General features: G+C 70.0%; 11 protein-coding genes. 3 read left to right on the forward strand and 8 right to left on the reverse strand.

Annotation, left to right across the window (positions count from 1 at the left end; translation table 11 throughout):
* Window position 1: 1 nt before the first annotated feature.
* Window positions 2-703: a ribonuclease HII gene (gene rnhB / locus HCJ93_RS22220; protein ID WP_167997546.1), complete on the reverse strand. Its 702-nt coding sequence runs from the start codon at window positions 701-703 to the stop codon at window positions 2-4.
* Between the two features lie 159 nt (window positions 704-862).
* Complete coding sequence (locus tag HCJ93_RS22225; protein ID WP_167997547.1) at window positions 863-1,477, reverse strand: TetR/AcrR family transcriptional regulator; 615 nt, start codon at window positions 1,475-1,477, stop codon at window positions 863-865.
* Window positions 1,478-1,664: 187 nt separating this feature from the next.
* Between HCJ93_RS22225 and HCJ93_RS22230 the strand changes: the two genes are divergently transcribed.
* On the forward strand, window positions 1,665-3,212 hold the full coding sequence (locus HCJ93_RS22230) for an MFS transporter (RefSeq protein ID WP_167997548.1): 1,548 nt from the start codon (window positions 1,665-1,667) through the stop codon (window positions 3,210-3,212).
* A gap of 404 nt (window positions 3,213-3,616) precedes the next feature.
* Here the strand turns inward: HCJ93_RS22230 and HCJ93_RS22235 are convergent, their stop codons facing one another.
* From HCJ93_RS22235 to HCJ93_RS22245, 3 genes are all read right to left on the reverse strand, one after another.
* The gene (locus tag HCJ93_RS22235) at window positions 3,617-4,525 is read right to left on the reverse strand and encodes an ADP-ribosylglycohydrolase family protein (protein ID WP_167997549.1); all 909 of its coding nucleotides are present in this window, start codon (window positions 4,523-4,525) and stop codon (window positions 3,617-3,619) included.
* Window positions 4,526-4,537: 12 nt separating this feature from the next.
* On the reverse strand, window positions 4,538-5,209 hold the full coding sequence (locus tag HCJ93_RS22240; RefSeq protein ID WP_167997550.1) for a histidine phosphatase family protein: 672 nt from the start codon (window positions 5,207-5,209) through the stop codon (window positions 4,538-4,540).
* Between the two features lie 83 nt (window positions 5,210-5,292).
* Entirely contained in the window at window positions 5,293-5,898 is a 606-nt protein-coding gene (locus HCJ93_RS22245) for a YdbC family protein (RefSeq protein ID WP_167997551.1), read from the reverse strand.
* Window positions 5,899-6,054: 156 nt separating this feature from the next.
* Between HCJ93_RS22245 and HCJ93_RS22250 the strand changes: the two genes are divergently transcribed.
* Window positions 6,055-6,585, forward strand: coding sequence for a TerD family protein (locus tag HCJ93_RS22250; RefSeq protein ID WP_167997552.1), 531 nt, complete (start codon window positions 6,055-6,057; stop codon window positions 6,583-6,585).
* Window positions 6,586-6,739: 154 nt separating this feature from the next.
* Here the strand turns inward: HCJ93_RS22250 and HCJ93_RS22255 are convergent, their stop codons facing one another.
* Window positions 6,740-9,616, reverse strand: a complete 2,877-nt coding sequence (locus tag HCJ93_RS22255; protein WP_167997553.1) for a vitamin B12-dependent ribonucleotide reductase — start codon at window positions 9,614-9,616, stop codon at window positions 6,740-6,742.
* Between the two features lie 166 nt (window positions 9,617-9,782).
* Complete coding sequence (gene nrdR, locus HCJ93_RS22260) at window positions 9,783-10,340, reverse strand: transcriptional regulator NrdR (RefSeq protein WP_167997554.1); 558 nt, start codon at window positions 10,338-10,340, stop codon at window positions 9,783-9,785.
* A 583-nt stretch (window positions 10,341-10,923) separates the two neighbouring features.
* Between nrdR and lexA the strand changes: the two genes are divergently transcribed.
* The gene (lexA, locus tag HCJ93_RS22265) at window positions 10,924-11,700 is read left to right on the forward strand and encodes a transcriptional repressor LexA (RefSeq protein WP_167997555.1); all 777 of its coding nucleotides are present in this window, start codon (window positions 10,924-10,926) and stop codon (window positions 11,698-11,700) included.
* 203 nt (window positions 11,701-11,903) lie between these two features.
* Here the strand turns inward: lexA and HCJ93_RS22270 are convergent, their stop codons facing one another.
* Window positions 11,904-13,895 carry an ATP-dependent DNA helicase gene (locus HCJ93_RS22270; protein WP_167997556.1) on the reverse strand — a complete coding sequence of 664 codons (1,992 nt, stop codon included), beginning with the start codon at window positions 13,893-13,895 and terminating at the stop codon, window positions 11,904-11,906.
* Between the last annotated feature and the right edge of the window lie 93 nt (window positions 13,896-13,988).

The following is a 13,988-nucleotide window of genomic DNA, read 5'->3' on the forward strand; positions in this document are numbered from 1 at the left end:
GTCAGAAATCGAAGCCGAGCTGACCCTCGATCTCCGGAACGCTTCCGTTCGCCACGGTGCGGACCTTCTTGAGGTGCCGCCACTGGGGCAGCGCATCAAGATACGCCCAGGACAACCGGTGGTGCGGGGTGGGTCCCCGAACCTCCAGCGCGGCCCGGTGCACGGGCGACGGATACCCGGCGTTGTCCGCGAAACCGAAGTCTGCATGGTCGGCGCCCAGTTCGGCCATCAATTTGTCGCGCTGGACCTTGGCGATCACCGAGGCCGCCGCGACGGCCACGCACGACTGGTCGCCCTTGATGACCGTCCGGACCCTCCAGGGAGCGCCCAGGTAGTCATGCTTGCCGTCGAGTATCACGGCGTCGGGACGGACCGGCAGTCCCTCGAGGGCCCGGCACGCCGCCAGCCGCAGCGCGGCCGTCATGCCGAGGTCGTCGATCTCCTGAGGCGAGGCGTGCCCCAGGGCGTACGCCGTCACCCACGACCGCAGCGTCTCGGCGAGTTCGGTCCGCCGCTTGATCGTCAGGAGTTTGGAGTCGGTGAGTCCCTCGGGAGGCCGGCGCAGTCCGGTGATCGCCGCGCAGACGGTGACCGGACCGGCCCACGCACCGCGGCCCACCTCGTCGATGCCTGCAATGATCTTCGCCCCGGTCGTGGCGCGCAGTGAGCGCTCGACGGTGTGAGTCGGTGGTTCGTACGGCATGGCGTGCTTAGCGTACGCCGCGGGCGACGGCGGACGACAGGCCGGTTCCCGGTGTGACATCACGACCTCCGCGACACCGGTTCGGAACCTCTACGGCCGCAGCACCGGAACGTCCACGGCCGCAGCACTGGAACCTCTACGGCCGCAGCACCGGAACGTCTACGGCCGCAGCAGCGGCATCATCAACTGGTCGATCATCTCCTGGATTTCGGCGTCCGGCCATTCGCTTCCGCACACCTTCGAGCGGTACATCATCATCGCCGGAACGGCGTCAAACACGTACCCGTTCGCCGCGTCGGACCGCACCTCTCCCCGCTCGATCCCGCGCTCGATCGCGTCGCGCAGCAGCCCGATGACCGGTTCCACCAGCCCCTTGACGATCACCCCGTGGAAGCGTTCGGCCTGCACGGCGTCGCACTCGTGAATCACCGCCCGCAGGGCCGCCCCCGGTGGCGAGTACATCGCGTCCCGCGCCCGACGGCAGAGTTCCAGCAGCTCCTCGCGCACGCTGCCCAGGTCCGGCGCCGCGGCGAGTTCCGGAAGCCCGGCCCGCAGGGCGTCGGCGACCAGGTCCTCCTTGGAGGGCCAGCGGCGGTAGACGGCGGCCTTGCCGGTCTGGGCGGCGGCGGCGACGCCCTCCATCGTCAGGCCGTTCCAGCCGACCGTGCTGAGCTGTTCCAGAGCGGCGTCGAGGATCGCGCGTTCCAGCACGGCACCGCGGCGACGGGAGGGGGCCGTCTGAGCGTGGGCGGTCGCCCAGCCCGAAGTAACCATCTGACTCTCTCCAACGAGCAGATCAAGCGGGTTTCGCGGGGATCGGGGACGGCCCGTCCGGCACCTGAGGGGGACACGCCGGGCGGACTGGCACTCAGTGAACGCTTGCGTTCACTGTCTCAGGGCTCCTACGGTTGAGCACAGCAGTGAACGCGAGCGTTCACTATCGCGCTGATGGGGGACCATAGTGACTACCTCTCCGTTGATTCAGGACCGAAAGCCCGGTGCGGCTCGCCGGGACGGTCACCCCGGCATCGCCCTCACCGTCATCGCGGCCTGCCAACTCATGGTGGTACTGGACGCGACGATTGTGAACATCGCGCTGCCACACATCCAGAATGCACTCGAATTCAGCACCACGGACCTCACCTGGGTGGTCAGCTCCTACACGCTGACCTTCGGCGGCCTGCTCCTGCTCGGCGGCCGGGCCGGCGACATCCTCGGCCGCCGCCGCGTCTTCATGACCGGCATCCTGCTGTTCACCCTTGCCTCGCTGCTCGGCGGACTCGCCCAGGAACCCTGGCAGCTGCTGGCCGCACGCGTCCTGCAGGGCGTCGGTGGTGCGATCGCCTCGCCCACCGCGCTGGCGCTCGTCACCACCACGTTCCCCGAGGGGCCGCAACGCAACCGGGCCTTCGGAGTCTTCGCCGCGGTCTCCGCCGGCGGCGGCGCCGTGGGCCTGCTGGCCGGCGGCATGCTCACCGAGTGGCTCGACTGGCGATGGGTGCTCTTCGTCAACGTGCCGATCGGTCTCCTGATCGCCGTGCTCGCCCCGCTGTACATCAGCGAGTCCGAGCGGCACACCGGCCGCTTCGACGTCGCGGGCGCGGTGACCTCGACGGCCGGTATGGCCTCGCTCGTCTACGGCTTCATCCGGGCGGCCGACGAGGGCTGGCGGAACACCCTGACCATCGGCTCCTTCGCCGCGGCCGCGGTGCTGCTGGCGGCCTTCGCCCTCATCGAGAGCCGCGCCAGGGAACCGATCACGCCGCTGCGGATGTTCGCCGACCGCAACCGCTCCGGCACGTATGTGATCATGCTGAGCCTGGCCGCGGCGATGTTCGGCATGTTCTTCTACATCGTTCTCTTCGTGCAGAACGTGCTCGGCTACAGCCCCATCGAGGCCGGTCTCGCCTTCCTGCCCGTGACGGTCGTCATCGCGCTCGGCGCGGGGGTGTCGCAGCGCTTCCTGCCGCTGTTCGGCCCCAAGCCGTTCATGCTGGTCGGCACGACACTGGCGGCACTGGGCCTGGCCTGGCAGAGCCTGGTCAGCTCCGACAGCTCCTACGCGGGCGGTGTCCTCGGCCCGATGCTGATCTTCGGCTTCGGCATGGGCCTGAACTTCGTGACGCTGACGCTCACCGCCGTCTCCGGTGTGGCGCAGCACGAGGCCGGTGCCGCCTCCGGACTGCTCAACGCGACCCAGCAGGTCGGCGGCTCGGTCGGACTGGCCCTGCTGACCACGGTGTTCGGCACGGCCAGCAGGGACGAGGCGGAGAAGCAGATGCCGGCCTTCCTGGCCGAGGCGACGCCGCAGCAACAGGCCGAGTTCGCCCAGACGCATCAGCTGCCCGCTCCCTGGGGCCACGAAGTGCTGGCGCAGGGCATCTCGGCGGCGTTCATCCCCGCGGCCGCCATGGCCGTCCTTGCGCTGGTCACCGCGGGGCTGGTGATCAGGGTCCGCAAGAGCGACCTGGAGGCGCTCTCCGGCACCGCCGGACCCGGTATGGGCTGAGCCCCGAGAGCGGCGGGCCCGGCCCGGCGGCACACCGGCACCCACACGGCGGCGGGCCGGAGTGCCGCCGGGCCGCCCCTGCTGCAGAAGTGCCGTTGCTCCCGGCAGCGACACATCGTGCCCGACCACGAGCGGCGCACTGCGCACGACCTCGGGAGACGCACCGCGCACGACCACGACGGACACAGCCGACAGCAGAAGCAGGACGACGAGAGTCACGTCCACACCGCCCCCGATCCCTCCGTTGACCACCCTTGCTCGCAGGCACTCGTGCGGCCCGTCCGGCCGGGCACATCGAGACCCGCACCCGCCGAGAGCCCCCGGCTCACACAGCGGCTGCCCTCACAACGAGCGAGCAATCACGCAGAGTTCCCACCTTGCACGGAGAGTATCGAAGAAGGCGCTCACACAGACGTCGGCACCCAGTCCGGCAGCGCCTCGGTCCGGTCCGTCCATTCGGCGGGCGGCGCTCCCGCCTTGCCGGCGGCGATCACTCCGCCCACGATGGCGCACGTCGTGTCGATGTCCCCGCCCGCCTGCGCGGTCGTCCAGAACCCCTGCTCGTAGTCGCCCAGGGCACGCGCGGCCGACCACAGGGCGAAGGGCACGGTGTCATGGGCCGACGTGCGGCGGCCGCAGCCGAGCACGGCGGCCACCGTCGCCGGGTCGGCGTAGTCGAGCATGTCCTTGGCACGGCGCAGCCCCGCACCGACCGCGCTCTTCCGGGACACCAGGTCGATCACGCCGTCGAGCAGGGCCTCCGCGCCGGGCGGGCCGCCAGGGGCGGCGGCGAGCGCGGCCGCCGCTGCCACAGCCATGGCGCCGACCACGGCCTCGCGGTGCTGATGGGTGGGGTAGGCGGAGATCTCGGCCTGGTGGGTGGCCTGCTCGGGGTCGTCGGCGTACCAGGCGCCCAGAGGGGCGATGCGCATGGCGGCGCCGTTGCCCCAGGAGCCCTGGCCCTTGAACAGCGCGGCGGCGAGCTCACGCCAGTCACCGCCCTCGCGGATCTGGCGCAGCAGGCGGGTGACGGCGGGGCCGTAGCCCCGGTCGAAGTCATGGTGCTCGGCGAAGGAGCGCGCGAGGGCGTCCTGGTCGATCCGGTGATGGCCGACCAGGACGGCGACCACGGAGCAGGCCATCTCCGTGTCGTCGGTCCACCGCCACGGGCCAGGGGGCAGCTCGCGGCGCTTGAGCAGCGGATAGTTCACCGGCACGAAGAACTGGGAGCCCAGCGCGTCCCCCACCGACAGTCCGCGCAGGCTGGCGAGGGCGCGCTCCAGGCGCCCGGCAGGAGAGGAGTCAGCGGTCATCGCCCTGCCACTCTATCCAGTGATCCCGTCCATCCAGTGATCTCTCACCGGCTCGCGCCACCGCTCGAAGGGCCGGTCGAGGGTGTACTTGCCGTTCTCCCCCAGAACGAGCATCCGTATCTCGGCGTTCCCTGGGTTGGACAGGGACTCGAACTCCGCCACGGTCCAGTGGAACCACCGCATGCAGAACAGCCGCATGGCCAGACCGTGGGTCACGATGAGCACGTTGGGCGGGTGATCGGGGGCCTCGAAGCTGCGGAACAGGCTCTCCAGGAAGTTCCCCACCCGGTCGTAGACGTCGGCACCGGACTCGCCCTGGGCGAAGCGGTAGAAGAAGTGGCCGTAGGCGTCCCGGTAGGCCTTCTGCAGACGCACGTCCTCGCGGTCCTGCCAGTTGCCCCAGTCCTGCTCGCGCAGCCGGGGCTCCTCCCGGACTCGTATGAGCCCGGGGTCGAGCCGGAAGGCGTGCAGCGTCTGGAGGGTACGGCGGTAGGGGGAGACATACACGCTGACGCGTTCCCGGCCGAAGAGCTCGCGCAGCCGCTTGCCCGTCTCCTCCGCCTGCTGCCAGCCGCGCTCGGTGAGGGCCAGCGCGTGATCGGGTTCGCGCTCGTACACGGAGTCATCAACATTGCCCGTTGATTCGCCGTGCCGGACAAGGACGATGCGCCGTGGTCGTGCCATGCCAAAACCCTAGTCGCAGGTGCCCCGGCGCTCACGGCGGGCATCCTGGGCCCCGTGATCGGGCCCACCGGCGGCGCCCGAGATCAGACAGTCCAGGCCGGCTCCATGTCCACGATGTCACCGGTCAGGGCCGCGACATCGGCCTCGGTCTGGGCCCGCAGGGCCAGGCGTTCCACCCGCTCGGTGCGGTACTTGCCGTGCTCGGCGGCGGAGCGCCACATGGACAGGACCAGGTACTCGTGCCCGGGCGCCTCGCCGAAGAGTCCGCGGACCATGCCCGGCGAGCCGGCCATCGCCGGGTTCCACACCTTCTCCTGCATGAGGACGAAGTGTTCCGCCCGCTCCTCGTGCACCCGGCACAGCGCCACCCGCAGCAGGTCGGCGTCGGTGAAGCGGGGCTCGAACCCGGTCTTCACGTCGAACCGGTACTCGAACAGTCTGACCTGCGCGTTCGTGAAGGTGCCCGACTGGGCCGCGGCGAGGCGGTCGTGGGAGCGCGCCATGAACGAGTCGTAGAAGGCGCGGCTCTCCCAGAAGGAGAAGATGTGCGCCACATCCGGCCGGTGGCGGCTCCAGCCTCCGCCCTGCGCGCGAAACCCCGGCTCCCCCAGAAGCCCCGCCCACTTTCGCTGTCCCCGTTCAAAACCGCGGCGGTCCACCACGGTGCAGCGAATCCACTTGACCAGCACCGCGCCATCGTAAGGCCACGGAGCGTGGCACCGGCCCGGCTCGTCGTCACCGCTTGCCGCCAGAAGATCCCCCGTGCGTGGCAGGATGGACAAACCGCCGGGAAGCAAGGGCAGTTGGGGTATCCGGCCGGACGGTCACGGGAAAGGGGAAGTCTGGTGAACGGCCTCAGCAAGGGCATCCGCAAGGTCGAGATCGCGCTGCGGTGGGACCCGAGTCCGCCGGGGGAACCGCCCACGGATCTGGATCTTGTGGCCGCGCCCTATCTGGCGAGCGATCCCCATGGTGATCCCGCCTATGTGGTGCACTTCGACAGCCGCTCCCCCGACGGCACGATCATCCTCGACCGGGACAGCACCGACGGCAAGGGCTTCGGCTACGACGAGGTCATGACGGTGGAGCTGGACCGGCTGGCCGAGCGGTACGGACGCGTGGTGGTCGGCGTGGCCATCCAGCAGCATCCCGCGCTGCGGACGTTCTCCGGTGTGGCCAATCCCGGGCTGCGCATCCGGGAGGGGTACGACGTCCTGGCCGAGGACGACTTCGGCGGTGTGCCGGGCGCCACGGCGGCGACAGTGGCGGAGTTCGTCCGTGAGGGAACCGGCCCGTGGGAGTTCCGGCCCGGCGTCCGGGGCTTTTCGAGCGACCCGGCCGACTTCGCCCGCACCATGGGCGCGGCCCGCCGCTGACGCACCGGGCCGGCCGGGCCCGCCGCCCGGCTCCGTCCGGGGAACGGCGCGCGTCCCGCGGCAGCACCAGTGAGACAGCACGAGTGAGGGGCGCCGATCCGGTGGTCGGCGCCCCTCACTCAGTCAGGGCTCACTCCATGGCCCGAGCAGTGCGTCAGCTGCAGCCGCTGGTCGAGCCGCAGCCCTCGCAGATGTAGCAGGAACCGGCGCGCTGCATCTTCGTGCCGCAGGAGAAGCACAGCGGGGCGTCGGCCTGGATGCCCAGCTGCATCTCCACCAGTTCGGCGCTGGTGTGCGCCTGCTGCGGAGCGGGCTTGGCGGCCTCGGTCCCGGACTTCGGCGTGTTGACCGCCTTCAGGTCCTGGGCGCGCGGCGCCGACTGGGCCAGGCCCTCGACGTCGACCTCATCCTCGGCCGGCTCGTAGGAGCCGGTCTCCAGGTGGCGCTGGCGCTCCTCGGCCGAGTGGATGCCGAGCGCGGAGCGCGTCTCGAAGGGCAGGAAGTCCAGCGCCAGGCGGCGGAAGATGTAGTCGACGATCGACTGGGCCATCCGCACGTCCGGGTCGTCGGTCATACCGGCCGGTTCGAAGCGCATGTTGGTGAACTTCGAGACGTAGGTCTCCAGCGGCACGCCGTACTGCAGGCCGACCGAGACGGCGATGGAGAAGGCGTCCATCATGCCCGCGAGGGTCGAGCCCTGCTTGGACATCTTCAGGAAGACCTCGCCCAGACCGTCGTCCGGGTAGGAGTTGGCGGTCATGTAGCCCTCGGCGCCGCCGACCGTGAAGGAGGTCGTGATGCCGGGCCGGCCCTTGGGGAGGCGACGGCGGACCGGGCGGTACTCGACGACCTTCTCGACCTTGGCCTCGGCGGACTCCGCCTCCTTGGCCTCCTCCTTCTTCTTGGCGGAGAGGGGCTGGCCGACCTTGCAGTTGTCGCGGTAGATGGCGAGCGCCTTGACGCCCATCTTCCAGGCCTCGAAGTAGATCTCCTCGACCTCCTCGACGGTCGCCGACTCCGGCATGTTGACCGTCTTGGAGATGGCGCCGGAGATCCACGGCTGGATCGCGGCCATCATGCGGACGTGGCCCATCGGGGAGATGGCGCGCTCGCCCATGGCGCAGTCGAACACCTCGTAGTGCTCCTGCTTGAGGCCGGGAGCGTCGATCACATTGCCGTGCTCGGCGATGTGGGCGACGATCGCCTCGATCTGCTCCTCCTGGTAGCCCAGGCGGCGCAGGGCCTGCGGAACGGTGCCGTTGACGATCTGCATCGAGCCGCCGCCGACCAGCTTCTTGAACTTGACCAGCGCGAGGTCGGGCTCGACACCGGTGGTGTCGCAGCCCATCGCGAGGCCGATGGTGCCGGTGGGGGCGAGCACGGATGCCTGGGAGTTGCGGAAGCCGTTCTTCTCGCCGAGGCGGAGCACGTCCTGCCAGGCCTCGGTCGCGGCGGCCCAGACCGGCGTGTCCAGGTCGTCCATGCGGACGGCCTTGTCGTTGGCGTCGGCGTGCTGCTTCATGACGCGCTTGTGGGCGTCCGCGTTGCGCGCGTAGCCGTCGTACGGACCGACCACCGCGGCCAGCTCGGCGGAGCGCCGGTAGGCGGTGCCGGTCATCAGGGAGGTGATGGCACCGGCCAGGGCGCGGCCGCCGTCGGAGTCGTACGCGTGGCCGGTCGCCATCAGCAGGGCGCCGAGGTTGGCGTAGCCGATGCCGAGCTGGCGGAAGGCGCGGGTGTTCTCGCCGATCTTCTCGGTCGGGAAGTCCGCGAAGCAGATGGAGATGTCCATCGCGGTGATGACCAGCTCGACGACCTTCTGGAAGCGCTCGGTGTCGAACGACTGGTTGCCCTTGCCGTCGTCCTTGAGGAACTTCATCAGGTTCAGCGAGGCCAGGTTGCAGGACGTGTTGTCCAGGTGCATGTACTCGCTGCACGGGTTCGACGCGGTGATCCGGCCGGACTCGGGGCAGGTGTGCCAGTTGTTGATGGTGTCGTCGTACTGGATGCCGGGGTCGGCGCAGGCCCAGGCGGCCTCGGCGATCTTGCGGAAGAGCGCCTTGGCGTCGACCTCCTCGATGACCTCGCCGGTCATCCGGGCGCGCAGCCCGAACTTGCCGCCCGTCTCCACGGCCTTCATGAACTCGTCGTTCACGCGGACCGAGTTGTTGGCGTTCTGGTACTGGACGGAGGTGATGTCCTCGCCGCCCAGGTCCATGTCGAAGCCCGCGTCGCGCAGGACGCGGATCTTCTCCTCCTCCTTGACCTTGGTCTCGATGAAGTCCTCGATGTCCGGGTGGTCCACGTCGAGGACGACCATCTTGGCGGCGCGGCGGGTGGCGCCACCGGACTTGATGGTGCCGGCGGAGGCGTCGGCGCCGCGCATGAAGGAGACCGGGCCGGAGGCGTTGCCACCGGAGGAGAGCAGCTCCTTGGAGGAACGGATGCGGGAGAGGTTCAGGCCGGCGCCGGAGCCGCCCTTGAAGATCATCCCCTCTTCCTTGTACCAGTCGAGGATCGACTCCATGGAGTCGTCGACGGAGAGGATGAAGCAGGCGGAGACCTGCTGCGGCTGGGACGTGCCGACGTTGAACCAGACGGGGCTGTTGAAGCTGAAGATCTGGTGCAGGAGGGCGTAGGCCAGCTCGTGCTCGAAGATCTCGGCGTCGGCGGGCGAGGCGAAGTACTTGTTGTCCTCGCCGGCCTTCCGGTACGTCTTCACGATGCGGTCGATCAGCTGCTTCAGGCTGGTCTCGCGCTGCGGGGTGCCGACGGCACCGCGGAAGTACTTGCTGGTGACGATGTTGACCGCGTTCACCGACCAGAAGTCGGGGAACTCGACGCCGCGCTGCTCGAAGTTGACCGAGCCGTCGCGCCAGTTGGTCATCACGACGTCACGGCGCTCCCAGGTCACCTCGTCGTAGGGGTGGACTCCCGGAGTGGTGTGGATGCGCTCCACACGCAGCCCCTTGCCCGCCTTGTTGCCCTTGGCTCGGGAACTCCGTGCCGGACCGCTCGCCGTCTCTGTCATGCCGCCTCCCTGTACGGGCGAAAACGCCCTGAAGTGCCCCGTTGTTCCCGTGGCACGGTGTTCTGTCCTGATGTCGCGGGCACCCACGCGCACTGCCCGCGACTGGTCTTCTCTCGCCGCCGCCCGGCCGGTCCCCTATCAACCGCGTCCGGGCGGTCCTCGCCGGTCAGCCGGCGGTGTGGGCGGGTTCGGGGACCTGCGCCGCCCCCGCGGACCCGCTGTCGTCCTCCTGGCTCCCCGTACCGGCTCCCGTGCCGCCCCCGTCGTCCGCGGCGGCCTGCTCCGCCCGCCTGAGTTCCGCGATCGCGGCCTCGAAGTCCTCGAGCGAGTCGAACGCCCGGTAGACCGAGGCGAACCGCAGATAGGCCACGAGGTCGAGCTCCTGCAGCGGGCCGAGTATGGCCAGTCCCACGTCATGGGTGGTCAGCTCGGCGCTTCCGGTGGCCCGCACCGCCTCCTCGACGCGCTGGCCGAGCTGGGCGAGCGCGTCCTCGGTGACCGGCCGGCCCTGACACGCCTTGCGCACACCATTGATGATCTTGGTGCGGCTGAAAGGTTCGGTGACCCCGGACCGCTTGACCACCATGAGCGAACACGTCTCCACGGTCGTGAAACGACGGGAGCAGTCAGGGCACTGGCGGCGCCGGCGGATCGACGTGCCGTCGTCGGTCGTCCGGCTGTCCACGACCCGGCTGTCGGGGTGCCTGCAGAAGGGGCAGTGCATGGACTCCAACCCTCCTCACAGCAGACTCAATAGCCTCGCCGGACCACTCGGGCCCCACGAAGCAGCTCCAGCATAGGCGATCTCTGCGGGCACGGAGACCCGGGGGACCACAACTTCTGGGCCGCTGCAGCAATCCAACCACTAGATGTGGGGATTGGCTCATACATACACGCCGTGCACGCGTGTCGCGTGCCGTCACGGGAGAAGAGGCATGCGGGCACCGTCCGGCCCCCGCCCGCGGGGGGCGCCGAGCCGGCCGGCCCTCCGCCCGCCGGGGCGTTTTGAGGAGATGGCGTGCATGCCCGAAGAAGGGGACGTGCGGCTCCGGGAGAGAAAGGCGGGCCGCTCCCCGCACCGCCTCCGGCGTGATGGCAGACTGGGGCCACCGCCGGGGCGCCGCCCCGGCGGTGAAGAGTACAACAACCGAATGGCCTGTTTGTCGGGCAGTAAACCCGGCCGCCAATACACCGCAGCACAAGATCACGAAAGCCAATTCGCGATTTTTCACTCGAACGTGTGTTTGGCGCAACCTTTCGAAAGCAACTACCGTTGTGCTGCAGGGAGACCATCGAGAGGGGCCGACGTGACCACCACCGCAGACAGTGCCGCCATCACTGCCCAGGACCGCTCCCAGGGCCGACTCGAGCCGGTGCACGCCATGAACGAAGCCAACCCCGAGGCGCACAAGCGCTCCCTGCCGGGCCGACCTCCCGGCATCCGGGCGGACAGCTCCGGACTCACCGACCGCCAGCGCCGGGTGATCGAGGTCATCCGGGACTCGGTCCAGCGCCGCGGCTACCCGCCGTCGATGCGCGAGATCGGTCAGGCGGTGGGTCTCTCCAGCACCTCCTCGGTCGCGCACCAGCTGATGGCACTGGAGCGCAAGGGCTTCCTGCGCCGCGACCCGCACCGCCCCCGCGCCTACGAGGTCCGGGGCTCCGACCAGGCCGCCTCGGTGCAGCCCACGGACACCACCGGCAAGCCGGCCGCCTCCTACGTACCGCTGGTCGGCCGCATCGCCGCCGGCGGGCCGATCCTCGCCGAGGAGTCCGTGGAGGACGTCTTCCCGCTCCCGCGCCAGCTCGTGGGCGACGGCGAGCTGTTCGTCCTCAAGGTCGTCGGTGACTCCATGATCGAGGCCGCGATCTGCGACGGCGACTGGGTCACGGTCCGCCGCCAGCCGGTCGCCGAGAACGGCGACATCGTGGCCGCGATGCTTGACGGCGAGGCCACCGTCAAGCGTTTCAAGCGCGAGGACGGCCACGTCTGGCTCCTCCCGCACAATTCGGCCTACGAGCCCATCCCCGGCGACGACGCGACCATTCTCGGCAAGGTGGTGGCCGTCCTGCGCCGCGTCTGAGTACTGGCCCGCCCGAACACGGGCCGCGGGGCGGCCGCCCCGCCCATTGACCGGACCCCGGAACCCCTGCGCCGGTTCCGGGGTCCCGCACTGTCCGGCTTCGTCCGTCTCTCCGGCCGTACAGGCAGACCCCGGTGACACACCGTGAGTGATCGCGGGGTAGCCTGCCGCGGGTGCGGCAGGCTACCCCGCGATCACTCCCCTCACGCCTGGGCCGCGGCCTCGGTCTCCGCCTGCTTGGCCACCGCGTCGATCGCGGCCAGTGACTTCCGCACCTGATGACGGTCCGTGGTGTACCAGAAGTCGGGCAGTGACGCCTTGAGGTAGCTGCCGTAGCGGGCCGTCGCCAGTCGCGGGTCCAGGACCGCCACCACTCCCCGGTCGCCCGAGGCTCGCACGAGTCGCCCCGCACCCTGCGCCATCAGCAGCGCCGCATGCGTGGCAGCCACCGCCATGAACCCGTTGCCGCCGGCCTCCTCCACGGCCTTCTGGCGCGCGCTCATCAGCGGGTCGTCCGGACGCGGGAACGGAATCTTGTCCATGACCACCAGCTGGCAGCTGGGGCCCGGCACGTCCACGCCCTGCCAGAGCGACAGCGTGCCGAACAGACACGTCCTGGGATCGGCGGCGAAGTTCTTGATCAACTCACCGAGTGTCTCCTCGCCCTGCAGCAGGATCGGGAACTCGGGGATCCGGGTGCGCAATTCCTCGGCCGCGAGCTGGGCCGCGCGCATCGAGGAGAACAGGCCGAGCGTGCGGCCGCCCGCCGCCTGGATCAGCTCGGTGAGCTCGTCGAGCATGTCCCCGCGGTCGCCGTCACGGGCGGGCCGGGCCAGGTGCTTGGCGACATAGAGGATGCCCTGCCGGGGATAATCGAACGGCGAGCCGACGTCGACGCCCTTCCACTTCGGCAGATCCTCGTCCTCGGCGCCCTCGGGCCCCAGGCCCAGCGAGGCGCCCACGCCGTTGAAGTCGCCGCCCAGCTTCAGCGTCGCCGAGGTCAGCACGACCGAGCGGTCGGCGAACAGCTTCTCCCGCAGCAGACCGGAGACGGACAGCGGGGCGACCCGCAGGGACGCACCGAACCGGTCGTGCCGCTCGTACCAGACGACATCCCATTCGGAACCGTGGGTGATCCGCTCCGCCACGTCGTGCACCGTTTCCACGGACGCCAGCGCCTGCTTGCGGACCGCGTCCTCGTCCTGCACGGACTTGTCGCGGGTGGCGCCGATCGCCGAGATCACCGTCCGGCAGGCGTCGCGCAGCGCCGTCAGCGCATAGCCCAGATCCTCCGGGATCTCCTCCAGACGGCCCGGGAGCGCCAGCTCCATCAGCCGCTCGAAGCCCTCGGCCGCGGTCTGGAGCTGGTCGGCGGCCTTCTCGTTGACAAGCTTCGCGGCGCGGCGCACCGCACGGTTGACCTGGCCGGGCGTGAGCTCGCCGGTGGCGACCCCGGTGACCCGGGAGACCAGCTCATGGGCCTCGTCGACGATCAGCACCTCGTGCTGCGGGAGCACCGGCGCGCCCTCGATGGCGTCGATGGCGAGCAGCGCGTGGTTGGTGACCACCACATCGGCCAGCTTGGCGCGCTCACGGGCCATCTCGGCGAAGCACTCGGCACCGTAGGCACACTTGGTGGCGCCCAGGCACTCCCGCGAGGACACGGACACCTGCGCCCAGGCCCGGTCGGAGACGCCCGGCGTGAGGTTGTCCCGGTCGCCGGTCTCCGTCTCGTCCGCCCAGTCGCGCAGCCGCAGCAGGTCCTGGCCGAGCTTGCTGGTGGGCGCGGCCGCCTCGAACTGGTCGAAGAGCCCCTCCTCCTCTTCCTGCGGCATGCCCTCGTGCAGCCGGTGCAGACACAGGTAGTTGGACCGACCCTTGAGCATGGCGAACTCGGGGCGCCTGCGGAGCAGCGGGTGCAGGGCCTCCACCGTGCGCGGCAGGTCCCGCTCCACCAGCTGGCGTTGCAGCGCGAGGGTGGCCGTCGCCACGACGACCCGCTCCCCGTGGGCGAGCGCGGGTACCAGGTAGCCCAGCGACTTACCGGTGCCGGTGCCGGCCTGGACCAGCAGATGGGAGCCGTCGTCGATCGCCTCGGCGACGGCCTCGGCCATGGCCACCTGGCCGGGGCGCTCCGTACCGCCGACGGCAGTGACGGCAGCATGCAGGAGTTCGGGGAGTGAGGGCTTTGTCATAGCGCGACCACCCTACGTCCCTGCACTGACAAACGCGGTGAGATCACAGGCGATCCCGGGGCGGTCCCGGGGCGATCACCGGGTGCCCCCGGC

The organism is Streptomyces composti, from assembly GCF_012034205.1.
GTDB classification, from domain to species: domain Bacteria; phylum Actinomycetota; class Actinomycetes; order Streptomycetales; family Streptomycetaceae; genus Streptomyces; species Streptomyces composti.

Coding starts and splice junctions, on each gene's coding strand:
- HCJ93_RS22235 (WP_167997549.1), bottom strand. CDS start 4,525: ATGACCGCTGACTCCTCTCCTGCCGGGCGCCTGGAGCGCGCCCTCGCC.
- HCJ93_RS22225 (WP_167997547.1), bottom strand. CDS start 1,477: ATGGTTACTTCGGGCTGGGCGACCGCCCACGCTCAGACGGCCCCCTCC.
- rnhB (WP_167997546.1), bottom strand. CDS start 703: ATGCCGTACGAACCACCGACTCACACCGTCGAGCGCTCACTGCGCGCC.
- HCJ93_RS22240 (WP_167997550.1), bottom strand. CDS start 5,209: ATGGCACGACCACGGCGCATCGTCCTTGTCCGGCACGGCGAATCAACG.
- nrdR (WP_167997554.1), bottom strand. CDS start 10,340: ATGCACTGCCCCTTCTGCAGGCACCCCGACAGCCGGGTCGTGGACAGC.
- HCJ93_RS22255 (WP_167997553.1), bottom strand. CDS start 9,616: ATGACAGAGACGGCGAGCGGTCCGGCACGGAGTTCCCGAGCCAAGGGC.
- HCJ93_RS22270 (WP_167997556.1), bottom strand. CDS start 13,895: ATGACAAAGCCCTCACTCCCCGAACTCCTGCATGCTGCCGTCACTGCC.